The organism is Methylobacterium sp. FF17 (assembly GCF_025813715.1).
GTDB lineage: Bacteria > Pseudomonadota > Alphaproteobacteria > Rhizobiales > Beijerinckiaceae > Methylobacterium > Methylobacterium flocculans.
This window is the reverse complement of the sequence record NZ_CP107532.1, coordinates 2,479,312-2,499,938: the sequence shown is the minus strand read 5'-3', so window position 1 is coordinate 2,499,938 and position 20,627 is coordinate 2,479,312. Positions and strand designations below refer to the sequence as shown.

Below are 20,627 nucleotides of genomic sequence, written 5' to 3'. Positions count from 1 at the left end.
CATTCTTCACCAGAGGCGGATGAGCCGGTAGCCGGCGATCACGTCGGAGAGATCGATCGCGAGGGCGGCGGTCAGGCGCAGGCTGGCGCCGAAGAGCGGGCGGCTGAAGGCGCTGGAGACGAGGAACAGTCCCAGCAGCACGAACCCGGAGTGCCGGGCCATCCGCTCCGTCCAGGCCCAGGCGTTGGGGAGCCAGGGGCGAAGGATGTCGTAGCCGTCGAGTCCCGGCACCGGCATCAGGCCGAGGATGAGGGCGGTACCCTGGAAGAGGACCGAGACCGCGAGCACCGCCCGCAGGGTCTCGGCCTCGGGACGCGCCAGCGCGTAGAGGGCGGCGAGTAAGAGCAGGAAGGCGAGGCTCATCGCCGGTCCCGCCAGGGCCGTCGCCGAACGCCGCCCCGGGTCGGGTTCGGTCGCCGCATCGGACACCCCGCCGGGAAAGCCGAACCCGGCCAGGACCGTGAGGACGACCGGCAGGAGCAGGGTCGCCACGCGATTGGGCAGGCGCCTTGGATCGAGGGTCAGGGCCTCGGTCCCGGGCAGGCCCCAGCGCCGCGCCGCGAGAGCATGGCCGAACGCATGCACGCACAGGCCCAGGACCCACACCGCCATCACGAAGCTGAAGGCCGCCCCCGACCCATCCAGGGCCCCGGCGCCGATGCCGAAGCCGAGGACGCCGACGATCAGGCCGACGAGGAGCACATTGGCGCTGAGGCCGATCACCGCCTCGCGTGGGGTCCCGCTCATGCGAGGCCCGGCGCGGCCGGACGGTCCCCCGCGCGTCGGCAGGGCGTCCGCGCGGTACGAGGGGAGGTCCCGCTCGCGGGATCTGGGAGGGGGAAGGGAGCCAGGGCTATCACGCGACGCAACATCGCTGGTGACACGCCAATGTCCAGTCCCTAGCTACGGGGTTCCTTCCGGACCCCTCCTGGCCACCGGGATCACGGCTCCATCGCTGGAACGCCCTCGAGCCCGGACGCATGCGCTTCCTCCTCTCGCTCCTCCTCACGGTGCCGCTGGCGCTCTACGCGGTCGTGCTGCTCCTGCTCGGCGTGTTCCAGCGCCACCTGATCTATCCGGGCGCGTTCCGCAGCCCCGCGCCCGCCTCGAGCCGCGAGGCCCCAGCCGGAACGCAGGCGATCAGCCTGGAAACTGCGGATGGCGAGCGCCTCCTCGGCTTCTGGCGCCCGCCCGCCCCGGGCTGCGCCGTGGTCCTCAGCTTCCACGGCAACGGCTCGCGGCCCGAGCCGGCGGCCGCGCGCTTTGCCGGCGCGCCCTGGCGGGACCGGGGCTGGGGTCTGCTCGCCATCGCCTATCGGGGCTATCCGGGCTCGACGGGCAGCCCGAGCGAGGACGGGCTGATCGCCGATGCCGCCGCGGCCTACGGGGCGATCGCGGCGCGGGCCCCTGGGGCCCCGGTGCTGCTGCACGGCCATTCCCTCGGTGCCGCCGTGGCGGTGGCGGCCGCGGCATCGGTGCCGCATCTCGGCCTCTACCTGGAGGCGCCGTTCGATTCTCTCGCAGCGGTGGCGGCGGCCCGCTTTCCCTACCTGCCGACCGGCCTCCTGCTGCGCGACACCTTCCGCTCGGATGAGCGCCTCGGACAAGCCGGCGGCCCGGTCCTGATCGTCCACGGCACCCGAGACCGGGTCGTACCCCTGTCGCATGCCCGGCGCTTGGCCGAGCGGGGCGGCGCGCGCGTCCGCCTCGTCGTCCTTGACGGCGACCACGTCTCGATCCTCGGCGCGCAGGACGCGGAGGCGGAGGCCCTGTTCCGCCCGGCGGACAGCTCGGCCACGCCCTGCCGTCACGCGTCCGCGCAGGCACCTTAGGGAAACCCCGATGGGACGACGGGACCGGATGTGGCGCGCGGACGATCCGACGACGCAGGGGCCGGCGGCGAAGGCCCCGGTCATCTGCCCGCTCTGCGAACGCCCGATCCCGCCACGCGCCAAGTCGAGCCTGCACCACCTCACCCCGAAGCTGAAGGGCGGGGCGCGAGCCGGCACGGTGCGGCTGCACCAGATCTGCCACTCGGCGATCCATGCCCGCTTCAGCGAGGCCGAGATCGCCCGCCGGCTGGCCGATGTCGATGCCCTGCGGACGGACCCCGAGATGGCCCAGTTCCTGGCCTGGGTCCGGACCAAGCCCGACGACTTCCATGCGGCGACGCGGATGACCCGAGACCGGCGCGGCGCCAAGCGCGACCCGTACTGACGGGGGGATGCGCCGTATTCGCCGAACCCGCTTTACCCGCCGTTCGGCATGATCGGCGGGCGGGCGCCCCGCGTACCCGCTCCCTTAAGACTCTTGGCCGGAGTGTCGCGCACGATCGAGGAGGGAGAGCGGGAAGATGGTGGGGGGCGGGAAGATGGTGGGTTTGGCAGCGGGACCGGTGGAAGCGGGCCGCCTCGCCTGGGTGGACGTCGCCAAAGGGCTCTGCATCATCCTCGTGGTGATGATGCACTCGACCATCGGCACCGGCATCGCCATGGAGGGCGAGGGCTTCCTCCACACCCTCGTCGCCTTCGCGCGCCCGTTCCGGATCCCCGATTTCTTCCTCCTGTCGGGCCTGTTCCTCGGCCGGGTCATCGACCGGGACTGGCGCCTCTTCCTCGACCGCCGCCTCGTGCATTTCGCCTATTTCTACGGGCTCTGGGTGCTGATCCAGTCGGCGGCGAGGTACGGACAGATCGTCGACGGCGGCGGCCCCGGTGCGTTCCTCGCCCATCTCGCGCTGGCCCTGGTGGAACCCTACTCGACGCTGTGGTTCATCTACCTGTTGGCGGTGTTCTCGGTGCTGACCAAGCTGTTGCGCCGAGTGCCGGCCCCGCTGATCCTCGCGGCGGCGACCCTGCTGGAGATCCTGCCGATCGAGACCGGCCTCGACCTCGTGGACGAGTTCTGCGACCGCTACGTCTGGTTCCTCGTCGGCTACCTGTTCGCCGAGCGCATCTTCTCCTTCGCCGACGCGGTGCAGGGCCATGCCCGCGCCGCCCTGGCGGGCCTCGCCCTCTGGGCGCTGGTCAACGCCGCCCTGGTCTTCCTCCCCACCGGCAACCCCGCGATCCCGACCCTGGCGCAGTTGCCCGGTCTCGGCTTCGCTCTCAGCGGGGCGGGCGCCCTGGCGATCGTGGCCATCGGCGCCCTGATGAGCCGGGCCGGCGGACCGGTCACGGCGGCGTTGCGGGCCTGCGGCCAGCGCTCGATCGTGATCTACCTCGCCTTCTTCCTGCCGATGGCGTTGACCCGGACGCTCATCGTCAAATCCGGCGCCGTCACGGATATCGGCTGGGCGAGCGTGACCGTCACCGTGGTGGCGATCCTGGTGCCCCTCGCCTTCGAGCGGGCGATCCGCCACACCCGGGCGTCCTTCCTGTTCAAGCGCCCCAGGGCGTTCCAGCTGGTGGGCGAACGCCCGCGCCCGGCCGACGCCGCCCTGCGGACGGCCTGAGGACGTCGCGCGGCGCTCACCCGAGCGGTCAGGCCGCCGCGACGACGCGGGGGCGGACGAGACGCTCCAGGAAGTTGGCGATCTCGGTGCGCCGGCGGGCGGGTTCGAGGAGGTCGGGCCCGAGCCGGTGCAGGGCGACGCGCCCGGTCTCACCCTCTGGATCGGCATGGACCCGGCAGAGATCGGCCGCGAAGGCCTCCACCGCCGCGGGATCGGGCAGGACTCCCGCCGCGACCACGTCGTCGGCGCTCAGCCGCAGCATGGCGGCGAGCGCGTCGAGGTCCAGTTCCGGATGGTACTGCGTCCCCCAGAACACCCCCGGCCCGTACACGATCTCGATCGCCTGAACCGGGAGGAGCCGGTTCCCCGCCAGCACCGTGGCGTCGGCGGGCGGCGTGACGACCGCGTCCAAATGCATGGCCGGCGCATCGAAGCGCGCCGGTCGCCCGGCCAGGAGCGGGTGGGCGCGTCCGGCCTCGGTGAGGGTCAGATCCCGCGAGAACCCGTATTCCGGTCCCTTCGGATTCGGGCCCGCGTCGCCGCCCGCCACCACCGCCGCCACCTGGACACCCCAGCACGAGCCGAAGACCGGCAGGCCGCACGCGAGCGCCCGGCGCACCAGGGCGATCTGACGCCGGACGGCGTCGGTGTCGTCACCGACATGCAGGGTGGAGCCGGTGACCACGAGGCCGTCGTAATCGGCGAGCGCCGCGCCGGGAGGCAGCGTCGCATCGGCATCGGCCGGATTGATCAGCGTGCAGGCCATCCCCGGCGCGAGGTCGCGCAGGATGGCCGCATAGGCCTCCGCCGAGGTGACGCCGGTGCCCGCGAAGTGGCTCGCGCGTCCCTCCCGGTCGTTCCCGTCCGCGACGAGGAGTGTGAGCATGGATGTCCGATCCCCTTCGGCCGCGAGGCCGGAAAATGGGACGAGGAACGATCCGGCCGCCCCCTCGTTCCCGGTGGAGGGGTGGCCGGATCGCCGCAGGAATCTGCATCGCCGCAGGAATCTGCGTCGCACACCCTGGGCACGTGACCGGAGGCTCGGATGGCCCTGCGATGTCTTGCGGCTGCTCTTGCGGCTGCGGCGCTGCCGAAACGCGTGATCCCCTGCCTGATGGCCGGGCTCGCGTTTGCCCCGAGCACGGCCCCGGCGCAGTACATGGCGTTGACCCCGCCGATGCCCGACCCATCCCGGACGCTCGCGCCGGCCGCGCCGAAGCCCGTCGCACCCCAGGGACGCGCGGCGGAACACGCCTTCGCCGGAACGCTGCCGAACCAGCGCACCGGCCCGGCCCGCGACAGGGTGGTCCGCGACATCTGCATCGGCTGTGACCGGTAGCGCGCCGCATTCCGACGTGAATGCCGACGGGGCGTGAAGGCACGTCCCATCAAGGTTGGGTAGGTCCGCCTTCCCGACAGCGTTCGCGCGAAGTCCCGAACGGACGGCGCACCTGCCCGTCAGCCCTCCGCCTTCGTCCCCCGCGTGATTGCCTCGACCATCCCCTGGGACAGGCGCACGAATTGCCCGGTGCCGTGGCCGCGCGTGTCCAGTAGTTCGGCGAAGACCGGTTTCGCCGGTTCGTAGACGAGCGCCGCGCGGGACCGGGCCTCGCGACCCTTCTGCCGGAGGCGGTCGGCGAGGGCGGCGGGAACGAACGGATCGCGCAAGCCTGGCAAGCTCCTGATGCGACGGCGCGGGATCGGCCCGACGCGAGACACCCCGGGCTTAGGACCACGTCGGTTGCCGGGAGCTTAAGGGCGCATCCCCCGGGGGCAGCGGCCCACTTTCGCGGAACCACCTTCGTACGGCCGTGGTTTGGTTTGCCAAACCAAGGAGAAAACTCAATGTCCGACAGCGTGTTGGCTTCCGTGACCGTTCCCTCCCTCAAGGCCGCGCGATCCGCACGCGAGCGCCTGTCCCGCGCGGGCTTCGCGCGCAACAGCGTCGAGATCGACCGGGTGGATGACGGCTCCTTCGCGGTGTCGATCGCCACGCGGCCCGAGAATCACGCCCGCGCCGAGCGCATCCTCACCGGTTCGCCCCTGGCCCAGGACCTGCGCGAGGCAGGAGAAGCGGCGGCGGACCACTTCCGCGGCAATCGCGGGCTGGCGCTCGGCCTCGCGGCGCTGGCGGGCTTCGCCCTGTTCGGCCTGATGCGGCGGGACTGAACCGGCTTCCGCCCCTCGCTCTCCCGGCGTGACCCGCCGGGACGAGCCGATCGGAGATCAGATTGGCGAGCCGTTACGGGCTTGAGATCCGCGCCGCGACGGGCACCGACGCGGCGGGGCTGTCCGTGCTGCTGCGCGCGGCCGGGTATCCCACGGCCCCCGAGGTCTTGGCCGAGCGGCTCGACGCCCTGCGGCAGGGTTCGGGCGCGGCCCTCGTCGCCGCGGAATGGGGACCGCCCAGCGGGCTCATCCTCCTGCACTGGTATCGCACCCTTGAGGCGGACCTGCCGGTCGCGCAGGTCACCACCCTTCTGGTGGGCCCAGAGGAGCGCCGACGCGGCATCGGCCGGCTCCTCCTCAAGGCCGGGGCGCAGGCGGCGCGCTCGGCCGGTTGCGGCGCGCTTCAGTTGCTGATCGACCCCGAGCAGCCCACGCTGCACGCCTTCGCCGACGCCACCGGATTCCTCGGCGGCGGCACCGTGATGGTCCGCCCCTTACGCAAGAAGAGCTGATCCGAAGGGCTTCCGACTCGAACGCTGGGAGGACGGAATTCCACCGCGGCAGATTTTTCCCTTGTTTCTCAAGCCTTTGAAAAAACCATCGGTTAACACCCCTTAAACCCGCCGCATTTACCGTGCGCTTGCAGGGTCGCTCGAATCGCGAACGAACCTTGGGACAGACGGGACTGATGGCGAAGGGACGCGGACGCGTAGGCCGGGGTGAGCCGAACTTCGACGTGCCCGAGGGGCGCGCCGGGGATCCGGCCGACCTCGATCTGCGCCTGTCGCGGGCCGATCGCGCGGGAGGCGGCGTGGCGAGAGGCGGGGGATCAGGCTCGAAGGGGGCGCGTAAGGCTCCGGTGCAGGCGCTCCGCAAGGCGCCGCGCCGGGCGCGCCGCTCCATCCTCGGGCGGCTCGTCTATTTCGGCCTCGTCCTCGGCCTCTGGGCGGTGATCGGCATCGCCGGGCTCGTGGCCTATCACGCCTCGCAACTGCCGCCGATCGACCAGCTCGCGGTCCCGAAGCGTCCGCCCAACATCGCGATCCTGGCGAGCGACGGCTCGCTGCTGGCCAATCGCGGCGAGACCGGCGGCCGGGTCGTCAGCATCCGCGAATTGCCGCCCTACCTGCCCCGCGCCTTCGTGGCGATCGAGGACCGGCGCTTCTACAGCCATCTCGGCGTCGACCCCGTGGGCATCGCCCGCGCGGTCGCCCAGAACGTGACGCGGCGCGGCGTCTCGCAGGGTGGTTCGACGCTCACCCAGCAGCTCGCCAAGAACCTGTTCCTGACGCCCGAGCGCTCGGCCTCGCGGAAGATCCAGGAGGCGATCCTCGCCCTGTGGCTGGAGCACACGTATACCAAGGACGAGATCCTCGAACTCTACCTCAACCGGGTCTATTTCGGCGCCGGCGCCTACGGCGTCGAGGCAGCCGCCCAGCGCTACTTCGGCAAGCCCGCCAAGGCCGTCACCCTGGCGGAGGCCGCGATGCTCGGCGGCCTCGTGCAGGCGCCCTCGCGCCTGGCCCCGAACCGCAACCTGCCCGCCGCCCAGGCCCGCGCCGCCCAGGTCCTCGCCGCGATGCAGGAGCTCGGTTTCGCGAAGCCCGCGGACGCCAAGCTGGCCCTGGCGAACCCGGCCCGCCCCGCGGGCGCGCGCGGCGGCGGATCGGCCAACTACGTCGCCGACCTCGTCATGGACGTGCTCGACGACTTCCTGCCGAAATTCGAGAGCGACATCGTCATCGCAACCACCGTCGATACCGGCCTGCAGGCGGCCGGCGAGAAGGCCTTGGTCGACGAGCTGAACCAGAAGGGCGCCCGCTACAACGTCGCCCAGGGCGCCCTCGTCTCCCTGAGGCCCGATGGCGCGATCCGCGCCCTGGTGGGCGGGCGCGATTACGCGCAGAGCCAATTCAACCGCGCCACCACGGCCAAGCGCCAGCCCGGTTCCTCCTTCAAGCCCTTCGTCTACCTCGCGGCGGTCGAGCACGGCCTGACCCCCGACTCGGTGCGCGACGACGCGCCGATCAGCATCAAGGGCTGGAACCCCGAGAACTACTCGCGCGACTATCGCGGCCCCGTGACGCTCCGGGACGCGCTGGCCCTGTCGCTCAACACCGTGGCGGTGCGCCTCGGCCAGGAGGTCGGCCCGAAGACCGTGGTGCAGACGGCCCAGCGCCTCGGCATCGCCTCTCCGCTCCAGGCCAACGGCTCGATCGCGCTCGGCACCTCGGAGGTGACGCCGCTGGAACTGGTGGGCGCCTACGCGGCCTTCGCCAATGGTGGCACGGGGGTGATCCCCTACGTCATCGCCAGCGTGAAGGGCGCGGACGGCAAGCTCCTCTACAAGCGCAAGGATGCGGGGCTCGGCCGCGTCATCGACGCCAATGCGGTCTCGATGATGAACGCGATGATGCACGAGACCTTCGTGACCGGGACGGCGAAGAAGGCGGAGGTTCCGGGCTGGGATCTCGCCGGCAAGACCGGCACCAGCCAGGATTTCCGCGATGCCTGGTTCGTGGGCTACTCGTCGACCCTGGTGACGGGCGTCTGGCTCGGCAACGACGACGGCGAATCCACCAAGAAGGTGTCCGGCGGCAACCTGCCGGGTGAGATCTGGAAGGCCTACATGACGGTGGCCCTGAAGGGTCAATCGCCCGCGATGCTGCCCGGCGCCAATCGCTGGCGCAACCGTGCACCGGCCGAGCCGGCCGCCACCGGCAGCGCGCCGGGCGGCCTCATCGGCGCGCTCCTGGGCGAGCCCCAGGCCGCAGCCCCGCCGCCCCGCACCGCGGCGCGCCACGCGGATGCGAGCCGTGGCCCGAGCCAGGACGACCGGAACTTCCTCGAGAAGCTGTTCGGGGTGGGGGAGTAGACCCTCCGCCCCACGAGCCGGCGCTCAGAAACGGTAGCCGAGGCCGGCGCCGACGATCAGCATGTCGAGCTTTACCCGCGCGCCGACGGGGCCGATGTGGGAGACCTGGGTCGGCAGGAAGATCTGCTTGACCTCGACGTTGGCGTACCACCGTCCGCCGAGGTGATAATCGAAACCCGCCTGGATCACCGGTCCCACCTGCGGGTCGGCCTTCATCGCGGTAATGAACGGCTTGGCCGGCTCGTAGGCGAGCGGATGCGTATAGGCGGCGCCCGCACCGACATAAGGGTTGAAGGCCGCGTCGGGAAAGAGGTGGAACTGGATCGCCCCGGTGGCGGCGAAGCTCCAGGTACGGCCGATCGGCAGGTTGCCGACGAGCGATCCGTGCAACGCACTCCGGGTCGCCACGATGCCGGCCTGACCCGACACCGCGAAATGGTCGCTGAGGAAGTACGTCGCGTCGAAGTCGGGCAGGATGCGGATCGGCGTCACCACGCGCCCGCCCACGAAATCGACCTGCGAATGCTGGTTGACGGGAATCAGGCCCGTGGCCCGGCCACGCACGAGGATGCTGCCGGCGACGAGCCCGCCGGTGTCTCGCGCCTCCGGCGCGGCGTCGGCCGCCCGGCCGGGTGCGGAGAGCACGAACGCACCGAGGGAGGCCGCCAGCACGGTCTGCGTACGGCGAAACACCATCCGGCGTCCGGACGGTTTCGGGCGAGGCGCATGCGAAGGGCACGAGTCGGTGGAGCGTGGGAAACGGCCGGACATGGTCCCGTGCTTTTCGTGTTCGAGGGCAGGCCTGCAGGGCAGGCGTCTGGGGGGCGAGGATCGGGGGTGAGGATCGGTAAATTCGTCGTGCACATCGGACGTGCGGTGGGCGGGCCGTTCAGGCCGGGTCCGGTTGCGGCTGGATACCGGCCTGGATGGCCTGCACGGCCGCGCCGAGCCGGGTGGCGGTGTTCGGCGATCCGGTCTCGTCCGAGACGGGTGCGACCGGAGGGCCTGTGAGGCAGACGCGATTCCGGCCGCCGGTCTTGGCCGCGTAGAGGGCGGAATCGGCCCGGGCCAGAGCGTCGTCGATCCGCAACTCCCCGGCCGCCGGAGCCGAAACCCCGACGCTCGCCGTGATCTTCAGCGCCAAGCCGTCGATCGTGAAGGGCTGGCCGGACACCGCACCGAGCAGGCGCTCGGCCACGCCGACGGCATCGGGGGCGTCCGCAGCGTCGAGGACGATCAGGAATTCCTCGCCACCCCAGCGGGCGACGACGTCGTTCCTGCGCATCACAGCGCGCAACCGCTGGGCGAACTCGACGAGGACGCGATCACCGGCTTCGTGTCCATGGGTGTCGTTGACGGACTTGAAATGGTCGATGTCGGTCAGAAGGACCGCGCAACGGGGAAACGCGCGATCGGGGCCGGACATCCGGGCCATCGTCGAGAACAATCCGCGCCGGTTCGCCAGTCCGGTGAGCGGATCGGTCTCGGCGAGGCGCTGGAGCTTCAGCTGCGCGCGCTCGCTCATCATGGCCAGGTACCCGACCTGCAGGAAGACGCCACAGGACTGATCGAACAGCAGCGCGTGGATGCCGCTCTCCGTCGGGTTGGGGCGTATCTCCCCGAGTTGCATGGCGGCGATCGCGAGCAGGAAGACCAGGAAGTATCCGCTGAAACCCAGCAGGACGATGTACTGTGTCCAGAGCCGCGCCGAGGCGGGCGTCCTCAGGATCTCCAGGATGCACAGGCCCGTGCTCAGGGCGATGCAGACGAAGACGGCGCTCATGCTCCCCGTCATCGGCATTCCGAACGTCACCAGCAGCCCGTAGAACAGCCCGGGCGCGACAGCCAGGGCAAGGATCCGACCTCCGATGACGGGTCGTTCATAGAACAGGCGAAGCCCGGCCCAGGACAGGGCCAGGCTCGCGCCGTACAGGGTGTAGACGAAGGCCCCCCGGTGGGCGCTCAGCGAGACGGAGGCGAGGTCTCCCTGCATCATCAAGGAAGCGACCAGCGAGCAGCCGAGCGCAGCCGCCCAGACCGCGAAGCAGGTCTCGCCCGGATGCCGCAGCAGGGTCACCAGGAACACACCGACGAAGGCAAGGCGGCTGCAGATGCTCGCGACCTGCAGAGTATCGTAATCCAGCGTGGTCATTCAGCGCCTCCCACGCCCGGTCGTAGTCCCACGTTGCGGCACGGCGCCGGCACCAGGGGCCGAGTCTTCGCTGAAGCGCGGGTCTTCACCGGAGTGCGGGTCTTCACCGGAGCAAGAGTCCTCACCGGAGCGAGAGTCCTCACCGGAGCGGAAGTCTTGGACGGGCGCGGGGCGATGCCCATCCGATGCCCGGGTGTTCTCGCTCAGGACGATCCGGGCGGCAGTGGCGTCGAGGGGGCGGCTGAACAGGAAGCCCTGAAGTTCATCGGCTCCGATCTCGCGCAGCAGGCCGGCTTCGGCCTCGGTCTCGACGCCCTCGGCCGTGACCGACATCCCGAGTTGACGCGCGATGTCCCGCATCGCGCGAACGAGGACTTCGCTCTGGCGTATCTCCAGCAGACCCTTGGTGAACGAGTGGTCGATCTTGACCCGGTCGAAGGTGAAGTGCTGCAGGTAGCTCAGCGACGAGAAGCCCGTCCCGAAATCGTCGAGGGCGACGCTGACGCCGAGCGCCCGGATCTCCGCGATGCAGGCCTGCGCGGCCTCGGCATCGCGGATGAGGACCCCCTCGGTCAGTTCCAGTTCGAGGCGGGAGGCCGGGATACCCCCGGCCTGGAGGGCGGCGGCGACCTCGGTCGCGAAGCCCGGCGCGTGCAGTTGAACCGACGACACGTTCACCGAGACCCGGCAGGCCTCCGGCCAAGCCGCCGCTTCGCGGCAGGCCGTCCTCAGGACCCAGGCCCCGATCGGAATGATCGCGTTGGTCTTTTCAGCCAGGGGTATGAAGGTGGCGGGCGAGACCCGTCCCAGGACCGGGTGATGCCAGCGCAGCAGCGCCTCGCAGCCCGTGACCGCACCGGTCCGCGCGCAGACGTAGGGCTGATAGACGAGCGCGAACTCGCCCGCGGCCAGGGCAAGCCGCAAGTCCCTGACGCGCGGTTGAACAGTCCAAGATGTCGAGCCCGCTCCGGCTGTAACCTGATCCGGCCCCGGAGGACAGGCCGGCCCGTCGGCAGGTTGATCGCCATCGCCGGGTTCGATGTCGGAGCGCAGATGGAGGAACTGCCGGCGGAAGTCCTGCGAGGCGGCAGTGCTCGAGTCCGACGGAGCCGGACGCAAGCTTTTGTATAAGCCGATGAAACGATTGAATTGCATTGGAACATCGCCATCGGCGTGCAGACAAACTCACGTCGAGACAGATTATCGCTCAATCTATAACAAAGGATATGCCCGGCTGGTGAACGACATATGAGTGTCGCTTGGCTGGGTCTCCCCGGTGCCGCCCGGCGCGACGGAACCCCGCCCGCTGTTCCGCAGTGGACTCCCCTCGGGCTCCCCTCGGGCTCCCCTCGGGCTCCCCTCGGGCGCCGCGTGGGCAGATCCGAGACGGTGTCCGCTTCGATCAAGCGGAGCCCGGATCACCAGTACAGCTGAAACCGCCCGATGAAGGTGTCGGCCTCGATGGTCCGGCCACCCTGGAGGGCGGAGGGACTGGCGCGCGAGCGGACGTAGTCCGCCATGATCCGGATGTTGCGGTCGGGGTACCAGTTCAGCCCCACCGTCACGTCGCGCTCGATGCCGCCCCGGACGCCGGCATCGTCGAGGTCGATGGCGCTGAAGCGGGTGCCGAGTTCGAACACGCCGAGGCCGCCGCGCGAGACTCGCGCCGCCTCAGGAACGCGGACCCCGGAGAAGGTCGCATAGGTCGTGCCGTATTCCGGGGCGAGCGCATAGGCGCGGCCCGCCCCGTTGAGGACCACGCTCGCCTGCACGTAGCCGCCCTGGAACTGAGCGGGGCTGGCGCCACCGAAGCGCTCCACGGTGGTGCGGATATACTCGGCCTGCACCAGGAACGGCCCCTCGCGCCAGGCCGCCTCCACGCCGATCCGGCCGACGCTCGACGCGTCGCGGATGTCGCCGGTATCGACGAAGTTGCGCTGGAACAGGAATGCCTCAGAGCGGCTCGACAACGACAGGCCCTGGCCGTCGCGGGGCAGGTCGCGAACACTGCCCGCGAGCCCGACATGCAGCACACGGTCCTCCGTGCGGATCGGCGCGTAGGTCGCCCGCGCGGTGGCGGCGATGCCCTCGCGGGAAACGCCCGTGTTCGCGTTGCCACCGAACACGCTGGCGACCAGGGTCCAGTCCTCTCCGTGCCGGCCCAGCGCGAAGCCGACGTTGCGGGCGGGCGCGAAGGCATCCACCAGCGAGCGCTCCGTGAAGAGGGTGGCGTTGTCGCTGATGAGCTGGTCGAGGCTGAAGGGCTCCTTCATATTGCCGACCGTCAGCAGCGTATCCGCGAAGCCCTTGTAGGCGGCGGCCGCATCGTTGATCGGCCGCTCGGGGTCGGCGAAGTCGTACTGGAACGCGAAGGCGAAGGTCTTCGCCAGGGTGAGGTAGCTCTCGATCCAGGCCCTACGCACCGCGACGTTCTCGGGGAACGGCTCGGGAAAGCCGGGCTGGCGGATCCCGGCGGCGCCGAAGTCGAGTTGCAGCTTGCCGCCGATGCGCAGCTTCGCGACATCCTCGGGGAACGTCAGGGTGATGCCCTTGTCATCGATGGTCAGGGTCTCGCCGTTCGGCTGACCGGACCCGCGCTTCGGCGACGGGGCCTCCGCCGTCGCCGCTCCGGACGTGCCGAGAAGGCCGGACAGGGCGATGCCCGACAGGGTGACGCACAGTGTTCCGAGCCGTGTGTCCGACACGCCGCATCCCTCCCGGCCCGCCCGCTCCCGGGCCTCCCCTCCCCGAGGCTGTGGCCGAATTTCGGGTCCGGCGCTACAACATCGGCAGCCTGCGCGGCTTCGGCCCACGCGGAAACGCCGCGTCGAGGGCGGACACATCCGCATCCGTGAGGGTGAGTGCGCCCGCTGCCGCATTCGCCTGCGCGCGTTCCGGACGCGCCGTCTTCGGGATCGTGAAGGTATCCTCCCCTCGGGTCAGGAACGCCGCCGCGACGGCGCGCGGGGTGGAGGCATGCGCCTCGGCGAGGCGCGCCAGCACCCGGCCGCCCGCGCTGCCGGCGTCCGGGAAATCCCCGCTGCCGAAGGGCGAGTAGCCGACGAGGGCGACCCCGTTGCGCCGGCACCAGGGCAGGACCGCGTGCTCGATGGCGCGCTCCTGCAGGTGGTAGAGCACCTGGTTGGAGGCGATCTGCCGCGGGCCGGCGATCGCGAGTGCCCGGTCGAGGTCCGGGACGTCGAAGTTGCTCACGCCCCAGGCGCGGATCTTGCCCGCCGCCTTGAGCGCCGAGAACCCCGCGATGGTCTCCTCCAGGGGATGGCGGCCCGGCCAGTGCAGCAGGTACACGTCGAGGTGATCCGTGCCGAGGCGTCTCAGGGAGCGCTCGCAGGCCGCGATCACCCCGGCCCGGCTGGCATTGTCCGGCACCACCTTCGAGACGAGGAACACGTCGGCGCGCCGTCCGGCGATGGCCTCGGCCACCAGGGGCTCGGCCTCGCCGTACATCTCGGCGGTATCGATATGCGTCATCCCGGCCTCCAGCCCGGCCCGCAGCGTCGCCACGGCGGTGGCCCGGTCGGCCGCATCGAGGTGCCAGGTGCCCTGTCCGATCACCGGGACCTCGCGTCCCGTCCCGCCGAATGTCCTGACGCGCATGCCGTGATGTCTCCCGTGACTCCCGTCGACAACGCGCAGCGGCAACACCCGTCCCCGATTCCGACGGCTGCGTCACCTTGGCCTTACTCGCGCCATCATGCGGCGGTGATCAGGGCGCGGGGCCGGGGCTCGGGCGCGCAGGATGATGCGCGATGCCGCGACCGATCCCGGAGGGGAAACGTTCCGTTGCGCAAGGCTGCTCCCCCCCGATCCGGTTCGCAGACGGGACCGCGCGCCGGTCGCCGTCGCGGGGACGCACGCTGATGCTGCCGCAGCACCGCTGGTTCTGGCTCCTCATTCTCGTCGCCTGCGGTGGAGCCGGCCTCCTCTACAACGTGCTGTTCGCCGGCGGCGCCACGCCGCTCGCCGGCCTGACCTACGGTCTCGCGGTGGGCGCCACGACCCTGGCCTTCGACCGGGGCATGATCCTCGGCGGGCTCCAGACTCGGATGCGCCGGATGCCGGCCAAGCTCTACGTCCCGGCCGCCGAACTCGCCTATGTGCTGATGATCGCGGCGGGCGTCGCGCTCGGCGGCCTGCTGGTCTGGGCGATGGGCCTGACGGACGACGACCTCGTCCATGCCGTGCGGATCACGCCGCGCGTGCTGGCCTATTGCCTCGCGGTCTCGGCAATCCTCGTCTTCGTCATCCGCATGCGCGACCTCATCGGCGGCGAGGTCTTCGTGAACTTCCTCGTCGGGCGCTACCACCAGCCCGTGCGGGAGGAGCGCATCTTTCTGTTCCTCGACGTCGTCGGCTCGACGGCCTTCGCCGAGACCCACGGCGACCTCAAGGCCCAGGCCTATCTCGGCGCGGTGTTCGCGGCGCTGGCGGAACCCGTCCGGCGCAATGCGGGCTCCATCGACGACTATATCGGCGATATGGCGATGGTGACCTGGCCCATGGCGCGCGGCCTCAAGGGCGCGCGTTGCGTCGCCTGTGTCTTCGACGTGATGGACCGGCTCGAGGCCGAAGCCGAGGCCTGGACCGCCCGCTTCGGCACGGTGCCGCGCCTGCGCGCGGCCCTGCACGGGGGCTCCATCGTCACGGCCGAAGTCGGGATTGACCGGCACAAGATCGCTTATTTCGGCGATGCCGTGAACGTCACCGCGCGCATCGAGTCCCTCTGCCGTCCGCTCGGAACCGAGATCCTGGTCTCCGACGACCTCCTCGCCCGCCTCGACCGCCTGCCCGACGGCATCCAGGCCCGGTCCCTGGGGGCGCATGCCCTGCGGGGGCGCGGCCAGCCGCTGAGCGTCTCGACCCTGGAGCGCGCGCCGGCGGTACCGGCTGGCGTGCCCCTCGCGGTCGCCGCGCAATGACGACGCCGGACACGCCGAACCCCATCGTCGTCTACATCGATGCCGATGCCTGCCCGGTGAAGGACGAGACCTACCGCGTGGCCGCTCGCTACGGACTGCACGTGTTCGTCGTCGCCAACAGCGTGATGGCGCTGCCGCGCGAACCCTGGATCGAGCGCGTGGTGGTGAGCGACGGCTTCGACGCCGCCGACGACTGGATCGCGGAGCGGGCGCGCCCCGGCGCAATCGTCGTCACGGCCGACGTGCCGCTGGCCAGCCGCTGCGTAAAGGCGGGGGCGGAGGTCCTCGGCCCCAACGGCAAGCCGTTCAGCGAGAGCGGGATCGGCATGGCGCTGGCCACCCGCAACCTCATGCAGGACCTGCGCGAAGCCGGTGCTATCACGGGCGGGCCGAAGCCGTTCTCAGCCCGCGACCGCTCCGCCTTCCTCGGCGCCCTCGACCGGATCGTGGTTCGCCTGAAGCGCGCCGGCTTCGGCTAGCACATACGCCGCGGATGCGGATTCTACGCAGGCGTAAGCGTCGAGTGAAATCCGTGGCGCCGTTTCCGGCGGTGCGATCGGTGACGGGTCTAGAGACCGGCAGCGGCTTTCAGCGCGGCGTTGATGCGGTCCTGCCAGCCCGGGCCGTCCTTCTGGAAATGCTCCAGCACGGCGCGGTCGATGCGCAGGCTCACCATCTCGCGCGCGCCCGGCACCGCCGAGGGTGCGGCGGGCGCCGGCGGCTTGGCGGCCGCGACGGGTTTGGTGGTCGCGGCCTTGAAGGCGGCCTCGGCCGCCTGTCGCGGGTCGCTGGGACGACGGGAGCGATCGAATGCCATGGCTGTTTCCTTCGCCAGACCGCCTCAGGAGCGCTTGCGCTTGGGGGCCGGCGGCGCGGCGGCCTTGGCCTCGGCATCGGCGGCTTCCTTGGCGAGGCGCAGGGCGCGCAACTTCACCGTCCGCTCGTCCACGGCTTTCACCGAGGCCAGGTGCTCGGCCATGGCCTGGGCCCCTTCCTTGGCCATCCGCTCGGCCCGCTCGGCACGCTCTTCGGATCGGGTCCGGGCGTCGGTCTCGTCGCTCATTGCATTCCTATCCTTGAACCCTCCCACGCGCGCGGGGCGCGGCGTCCTGGATCGCCGAAGGCGCGCCCACGTGGGCGGCAGGGCTCCGGAGGCCCGGTTGACCGTCGAGGTCGTGACGCGCACCGGATCTGCCGAGGCACGGCGATCGGGCGACACGAGAGGCAGTCCACACACCCTTGACGCGGATCGGCTCCGGGCGGGATCGTGACACCTTTAGCACGCCGCACGCCGAAAACGCCAACGTCTCCCGTTGGCTGCGCCCGGTTGTCCTCAAGCTTCGCGCCGGAAGCCGGTTCAGAAGATCGAGATCAGGACGATTCCCACGATCATCAGGGCCGCGCCGCCGAGCCGCGACGGGCCGGCCTCGACGCGCTTCATGCCGACCCAGCCAAAGTGGTCCAGGGCCACGGAGGTCAGGAGGTTGGCGGTGATGAGGAGGCCGTTGAAGGCCCCCGCGCCGACCGTGTCCACGAACAGCAGGCCGCCGAACACCGCCACCGCCCCGGTGAGGCCGGCAAGCGGCATCCACCACCGCACGCCCGCCACGTCCGCGCGGCTCGGGAGCGGCGTCGGCCGGACGAGGAACACCAGCAGGAACACGAAGACCACCGGCAGGAAGGAGACGGTGGCGGCGAGCCACGGGTTCACGAGGGCGCCGCGCAACTGGGAATTCCAGACGACGCCCACCGCCTGCAGGATGCCCGCCACCACGATGAAGGGGTAGAGGAGCTTCGGATTGAGACCGTGCCCGGCCTCCTTCCCCGCACCGGGTTCCTTCTGATCCTCGGCGGCCGTGCTGCGCGCGATGAAGGCGACGCCGACCGCCATCAGCAGGCCCCCGAGCCACGGCATCACCTTGAACCCGCCGGCCGGCAGCCCGAACAGCCCGAACGCATCCATAGCCAGGGAGGCGAGGATGTTGGCGGTCAGTGTCAAGCCGTTGAACGGCCCGGCACCGACCTTGTCGATGAAGGCGAGGCCGCCGAACACCGCCACCGCACCCGCCACCCCGCCGAGCGGCGCGTACCAGGGCATCGTGCCGAGCGTCTCCAGGGTGGGGAGTGGCGTCGGCATGACGAGGAACAGCGTCGCGAACACGAACACGATGGGCAGGAACGAGACCGAGGCGGCGAGCCATGGGTTCACGAGGCGTCCGCGCAACTGCGCGTTCATGGAATTGCCGAGGGCCTGAAGGACGCCCGCGACGAGGATGAAGGGATAGAGCAGAGCCGGGTTCACGGGCATCCTGAGGTGCGAGGCGGATCAGACGAGGAGAAGGCCGGCCAGCGCCAACAGGAGTGCCGGCGGCATCACGAGGCATCCGAGCTTCAGGAAGCGCCAGAAGCTCACGTCCTGGCCCTCGCGGCGGATCGCGGTGAGCCAGAGGATGGTCGCGAGCGAGCCCGTCACCGAGAGGTTGGGACCCACATCGATGCCGATGAGGATCGCCCCCGCGACCCGGTCGGAGACATCCGCCGCCTGAACCGCCGCCCCCGCGATGAGGCCGGCCGGCAGGTTGTTGACCGCGTTGGAAAGGACGGCGACGAGGATTCCGCCGCCCCAGGCCGCCCCACCGGGCGAAGCCTGCGCCGCGAGCTTCAACTGCGCGGCCAGGGCCTGGAGCAGGCCGGTCCTCTCCAGGGCCTCGACGAGCACGAACAGGCCGGCCACGAGGGGTAGGACGCTCCACGACACGTCCCTGACGACAGCCACTGCGCCGCCGCGCCGGAGCACCAAGACGAGGATCGTGGTGGCGAGGCCCGCCGCACAGGTCGGCAAGCCGAGTTCGAGACCATAGGCGGAGGCCCCCATCAGAACGCCCGCCGTGGCGACGATCCCGAGCCCCGCGACTTTGCCGGTGCGGGACAGGTCCGCGGTCTCGACTTCGACGCTGACGCGCTGCTGCTTCAACACGGCATTCTGGGTCAGGCGCAGCACCGCGTAGGTCGTCAGGATCGCCAGCGCCGAGGGGAGCGCGAAGCGTGCGAGCCACTGCATCAGCGGGGGCATGTGCGCGGCATAGACGACGAGGTTGGCGGGGTTGGAGATCGGCAGCACGAAGCTGGCCGCGTTTGCGATGAAAGCGCAGATGAAGAGGTAGGGCAGCGGGTTTTCGACCTTCGCGGCCCTGGTGGCGGCGTAGACCGCCGGCGTCAGCACCACCGCGCAGGCGTCGTTCGACAGGAAGACCGTGACCACCGTGCCGACGACGTAGATCAGCGCGAAGAGCCGCGTGGCCGAGCCCCGGGCCTGACGCGCGGCGATGCCCGCGAGCCAGTCGAACAGCCCCTCCTTCCGGGCGATCTCGGCGAGCAGCATCATGCCGACGAGGAAGAGGTAGACATCCAATCCCTTGGCCACGCCCGCCCAGGCGGCGGCGGGCGAGATCAGTCCGAGGAGAAGCAGTGTGAGGGCGCCGAGCACGGCCCAGACCGCCTCGGGCCAGGAGAACGGCCGCACGATGACGCCGAGCGTGGCGAACCCGGCGATCACCCAGGTGGCGAGTTGGGGCGTGAGGACAGGCGTCATCGGCGGGACAGCCTGCTGACGGAAGCGAAGACGTGGAGTTCGTCCGGAAGCGCCATCGCCTCAGGCCGCCGGAGCCGGGATCGGGCTGATCCCACCCCCGTCGGCATCGGACCGGCCCGGCTCGAAGCCGCGCGTTTCCGGCATGGCGAACAGGTAGAGGATGAAGCCCGCCGCCGCGATCGCCGCCAGCGCCAGGAAGGCGGCGGAATACCCGGCCGAGACGATGATGACGCCGGCGAGCGTCGCGCTCAGCGCGGCACCGAGCCCCTGAGCCGTCGCGACAGCCCCCTGCGAGATGTTGAAGCGCCCGGTGCCCCGCGTCAGGTCGGCGACGATCACGGGGAACAGGGCTCCGTAGATCCCGGCGCCGATCCCGTCGAGGAGTTGCACGCCCACGAGGTAGAACGGGTTGTCCGACAGGGTGTAGAGGACGCCCCGGGCTGCCAGGACTCCGAACGCCACGAGGAAGATCGGCTTGCGCCCGATCGCGTCGGCCCTGGCTCCGACGAACACCGCCACCGGCACCATCACGCACTGGGCCGCCACGATGCAGACAGCGATGAGCGAGGTCGCATTGTCCTTGCCCGCCAGATGCGTGAGCAACTGGCCGACGGAGGTCAGCATCGCGGCGTTCGACAGGTGGAACAGGGCCGCGAGCACGGCGAAGAGCAGCAGGTACTTGTTCCTGAGGAGGGCGGTCAGGCCGGACGGCTCCTCCTGGCCTTCTGGCTTCGCGTCGGCCTCGGTCTGGTCGAGGCCACGCGCGAGGTCGTCGTCAATGGCGTCCGCCGGGATCAGCAGCATGGCGCCGACGCTGCAGACCGCCAGGAGCGCCATCAGCCAGAACACCACGATCGGCCCGAAGAAGTAGGCCGTGGCGCCCGCGATCGCCGCGGAGACGGCGTTGCCGGCATGGTTGAAGCCCTCGTTGCGGCCGATGCGCTTGGCGAACATCTTCGGCCCGACGACGCCCAGGGTGATCGCGGCGAGCGCGGGTGGAAAGATCGCTCCAGCGATACCGGCCACCGATTGGGTGGCGGCAACCAGGTAGAAGTTTCCGATGAAGGGCAGGACGAGGCAGCTCAGGGTCACGGCGATCGCTGCGGCGATCACCACGGCCCGCTTGGCGCTGGTCCGGTCGATGAGGGCGCCGGCCGGGGTCTGGGCGATCAGGCCGGCGATGCCCGCGATGGTCATGATGAGACCGGTGGTGGCCTCGTTCCAGCCCTGGTCCGGTCCCCGGACCGCGATGAGGTAGATCGCAAGGTACGGCCCCAGCCCGTCACGGACATCGGCTAGGAAGAAGTTGAGGGCGTCGAGCCCACGCAGGACCTGCGCGGACGGGGCGCGCGCGGCTGCGGGCCGGGAGGGGATCGGCGCGGTCATCGGTGACTCTCGGAAGCTTCAGACGGCTCGGCAGACCGGACAGGAGACGGTGCGCTACC

General features: G+C 70.7%; 22 protein-coding genes. 9 read left to right on the top strand and 13 right to left on the bottom strand.

The annotated features are described in order from the left end of the window. Positions 1-6: 6 nt before the first annotated feature. Positions 7-747 carry a zinc metalloprotease gene (locus OF380_RS11625; RefSeq protein WP_264050913.1) on the bottom strand — a complete coding sequence of 247 codons (741 nt, stop codon included), beginning with the start codon at positions 745-747 and terminating at the stop codon, positions 7-9. A gap of 233 nt (positions 748-980) precedes the next feature. Between OF380_RS11625 and OF380_RS11620 the strand changes: the two genes are divergently transcribed. From OF380_RS11620 to OF380_RS11610, 3 genes are all read left to right on the top strand, one after another. Next, entirely contained in the window at positions 981-1,832 is an 852-nt protein-coding gene (locus tag OF380_RS11620; RefSeq protein WP_264050912.1) for an alpha/beta hydrolase, read from the top strand. A 10-nt stretch (positions 1,833-1,842) separates the two neighbouring features. Then, positions 1,843-2,217, top strand: a complete 375-nt coding sequence (locus OF380_RS11615; RefSeq protein WP_264050911.1) for a restriction endonuclease — start codon at positions 1,843-1,845, stop codon at positions 2,215-2,217. A gap of 136 nt (positions 2,218-2,353) precedes the next feature. Further along, on the top strand, positions 2,354-3,454 hold the full coding sequence (locus tag OF380_RS11610; RefSeq protein WP_264050910.1) for an acyltransferase family protein: 1,101 nt from the start codon (positions 2,354-2,356) through the stop codon (positions 3,452-3,454). A 28-nt stretch (positions 3,455-3,482) separates the two neighbouring features. Here OF380_RS11610 and OF380_RS11605 read toward each other — a convergent pair whose 3' ends face one another. Further along, a complete protein-coding gene (locus OF380_RS11605; protein WP_264050909.1) occupies positions 3,483-4,340 on the bottom strand; it encodes a type 1 glutamine amidotransferase in 858 nt (285 codons plus the stop codon). A gap of 159 nt (positions 4,341-4,499) precedes the next feature. Between OF380_RS11605 and OF380_RS11600 the strand changes: the two genes are divergently transcribed. Continuing rightward, positions 4,500-4,793, top strand: coding sequence for a hypothetical protein (locus OF380_RS11600; protein WP_264050908.1), 294 nt, complete (start codon positions 4,500-4,502; stop codon positions 4,791-4,793). 119 nt (positions 4,794-4,912) lie between these two features. Here OF380_RS11600 and OF380_RS11595 read toward each other — a convergent pair whose 3' ends face one another. Further along, positions 4,913-5,122 carry a hypothetical protein gene (locus OF380_RS11595; protein ID WP_264050907.1) on the bottom strand — a complete coding sequence of 70 codons (210 nt, stop codon included), beginning with the start codon at positions 5,120-5,122 and terminating at the stop codon, positions 4,913-4,915. Between the two features lie 177 nt (positions 5,123-5,299). On the opposite strand from OF380_RS11595, the gene OF380_RS11590 reads away from it, so the two are divergent. From OF380_RS11590 to OF380_RS11580, 3 genes are all read left to right on the top strand, one after another. Continuing rightward, positions 5,300-5,623 (top strand): hypothetical protein, encoded by a 324-nt coding sequence (locus OF380_RS11590; protein ID WP_264050906.1) that lies wholly within the window; start codon positions 5,300-5,302, stop codon positions 5,621-5,623. 62 nt (positions 5,624-5,685) lie between these two features. Then, positions 5,686-6,135 carry a GNAT family N-acetyltransferase gene (locus OF380_RS11585; protein ID WP_264050905.1) on the top strand — a complete coding sequence of 150 codons (450 nt, stop codon included), beginning with the start codon at positions 5,686-5,688 and terminating at the stop codon, positions 6,133-6,135. 176 nt (positions 6,136-6,311) lie between these two features. Beyond that, positions 6,312-8,498 carry a transglycosylase domain-containing protein gene (locus tag OF380_RS11580; protein ID WP_264050904.1) on the top strand — a complete coding sequence of 729 codons (2,187 nt, stop codon included), beginning with the start codon at positions 6,312-6,314 and terminating at the stop codon, positions 8,496-8,498. Positions 8,499-8,522: 24 nt separating this feature from the next. Here OF380_RS11580 and OF380_RS11575 read toward each other — a convergent pair whose 3' ends face one another. The 5 genes from OF380_RS11575 to OF380_RS11555 form a co-directional block, all read right to left on the bottom strand. Then, on the bottom strand, positions 8,523-9,194 hold the full coding sequence (locus tag OF380_RS11575; protein WP_264050903.1) for an OmpW/AlkL family protein: 672 nt from the start codon (positions 9,192-9,194) through the stop codon (positions 8,523-8,525). Between the two features lie 193 nt (positions 9,195-9,387). Then, positions 9,388-10,650: a GGDEF domain-containing protein gene (locus OF380_RS11570; protein WP_264050902.1), complete on the bottom strand. Its 1,263-nt coding sequence runs from the start codon at positions 10,648-10,650 to the stop codon at positions 9,388-9,390. Next, on the bottom strand, positions 10,651-11,574 hold the full coding sequence (locus OF380_RS11565; protein WP_264050901.1) for a putative bifunctional diguanylate cyclase/phosphodiesterase: 924 nt from the start codon (positions 11,572-11,574) through the stop codon (positions 10,651-10,653). Between the two features lie 494 nt (positions 11,575-12,068). After that, positions 12,069-13,355, bottom strand: coding sequence for an OprO/OprP family phosphate-selective porin (locus OF380_RS11560; protein WP_264050900.1), 1,287 nt, complete (start codon positions 13,353-13,355; stop codon positions 12,069-12,071). 73 nt (positions 13,356-13,428) lie between these two features. Continuing rightward, positions 13,429-14,268 carry an aldo/keto reductase gene (locus OF380_RS11555; RefSeq protein ID WP_264050899.1) on the bottom strand — a complete coding sequence of 280 codons (840 nt, stop codon included), beginning with the start codon at positions 14,266-14,268 and terminating at the stop codon, positions 13,429-13,431. Positions 14,269-14,531: 263 nt separating this feature from the next. Between OF380_RS11555 and OF380_RS11550 the strand changes: the two genes are divergently transcribed. Further along, on the top strand, positions 14,532-15,590 hold the full coding sequence (locus OF380_RS11550) for an adenylate/guanylate cyclase domain-containing protein (protein WP_264050898.1): 1,059 nt from the start codon (positions 14,532-14,534) through the stop codon (positions 15,588-15,590). Then, positions 15,587-16,069, top strand: a complete 483-nt coding sequence (locus OF380_RS11545; protein ID WP_264050897.1) for a YaiI/YqxD family protein — start codon at positions 15,587-15,589, stop codon at positions 16,067-16,069. Before OF380_RS11550 ends, OF380_RS11545 begins: the two co-directional genes overlap by 4 nt. An 89-nt stretch (positions 16,070-16,158) precedes the next feature. Here the strand turns inward: OF380_RS11545 and OF380_RS11540 are convergent, their stop codons facing one another. The 5 genes from OF380_RS11540 to OF380_RS11520 form a co-directional block, all read right to left on the bottom strand. After that, on the bottom strand, positions 16,159-16,407 hold the full coding sequence (locus OF380_RS11540) for a BrnA antitoxin family protein (protein ID WP_264050896.1): 249 nt from the start codon (positions 16,405-16,407) through the stop codon (positions 16,159-16,161). A 24-nt stretch (positions 16,408-16,431) separates the two neighbouring features. Continuing rightward, the gene (locus OF380_RS11535) at positions 16,432-16,653 is read right to left on the bottom strand and encodes a hypothetical protein (protein WP_244010050.1); all 222 of its coding nucleotides are present in this window, start codon (positions 16,651-16,653) and stop codon (positions 16,432-16,434) included. A 294-nt stretch (positions 16,654-16,947) separates the two neighbouring features. Continuing rightward, positions 16,948-17,892: a DMT family transporter gene (locus tag OF380_RS11530; protein ID WP_264050895.1), complete on the bottom strand. Its 945-nt coding sequence runs from the start codon at positions 17,890-17,892 to the stop codon at positions 16,948-16,950. Positions 17,893-17,916: 24 nt separating this feature from the next. Beyond that, positions 17,917-19,182, bottom strand: coding sequence for an arsenic transporter (locus OF380_RS11525; protein ID WP_264050894.1), 1,266 nt, complete (start codon positions 19,180-19,182; stop codon positions 17,917-17,919). 60 nt (positions 19,183-19,242) lie between these two features. After that, entirely contained in the window at positions 19,243-20,568 is a 1,326-nt protein-coding gene (locus tag OF380_RS11520) for an MFS transporter (protein ID WP_264050893.1), read from the bottom strand. Positions 20,569-20,627: the final 59 nt, after the last annotated feature.